Origin of the sequence: Vibrio sp. 10N.261.52.A1, from assembly GCF_002876325.1 — a bacterium.
In the GTDB taxonomy this organism is placed as follows: Bacteria; Pseudomonadota; Gammaproteobacteria; order Enterobacterales; family Vibrionaceae; genus Vibrio; species Vibrio chagasii.
This window is the reverse complement of sequence record NZ_MCYD01000315.1, coordinates 1-932: the sequence shown is the minus strand read 5'-3', so window position 1 is coordinate 932 and position 932 is coordinate 1. Positions and strand designations below refer to the sequence as shown.

General features: G+C 42.1%; 1 pseudogene. It reads right to left on the bottom strand.

The window, feature by feature from the left end:
- Nucleotides 1-777: pseudogene (locus BCT81_RS03890) on the bottom strand (cache domain-containing protein); the annotation flags it as partial.
- Nucleotides 778-932: the final 155 nt, after the last annotated feature.

The following is a 932-nucleotide window of genomic DNA, read 5'->3' as shown; positions in this document are numbered from 1 at the left end:
GCCCAGTACTAAGCCCGTCAACGTAAATTGATGTGAGCTGGTTAAGATGTCATGGCGATCAGTGCCCGCAATGAACACCCAATTCAAGCTGTTGTCCGCATCAAATACCGATATTTTGAAGTTATCTTGATAGTAGTATTCGTGCTTTCCGGCCAATTGCCCTTGTGAAAGTTGGTGGCTAATCCCCGCATGATAGCTAATGGACTTCGAGCCAATTCGTTTTGGGTCTGGATGGAAGACGAGTCGTTCAGTTGCTTTATCTACAACAAATACATAGCCATTATTTAGCGTTTTTAAATCTCTTAAGCCTTGTGTGGTGTGCAGTAAATCAAACTCAATCCAGATTTCTTCGTTGAGCTTTTCTGCAGTGTGTTTAACCGCGAAAACCCATCGACCATCTGCTTTCTGGTAAACGGAAGAGATGTAGAAATCTTCAACAACACCGTCTATTGAATGCCATTGTATTGTGGCGATTTGCTCATTGGACAGAGGAAGGCCACGGGTGGAGACGTAATGTTGGGAGTTGGGTTGGTATCGGATGATATCGGAGAAGTTTGGCGTTCTTTTTAGAATATTATCACTGAGTTCACGAAACTTTTGGTCGCTAAAGTCGGTGGTGTTGGGTAAGCCTAGGCTGGTTTCTAAGAAATAGAGTTTGCCGAATACGGCCTCGATGTTGGAACGAATAGTCGCGCTTGCGATGCGAATGTTTGATGCTGATTGGTTGGTTGCTGCGGTCTCTACTTTTTCTAATTGAGCTGCTGCGAGGTAAAGCATTCCTCCGGTTAATAAGATTATGTATGGTTTAAAAAGCCGAATAAGTGTTTTAGGTAAAGCCATGATATCCAAAGACGTGATAGATTCATTTTTATAGTACGGCCATACTAAACAGTTTTATTAATCACATCAATGCAAATGATTCCATATAAAAG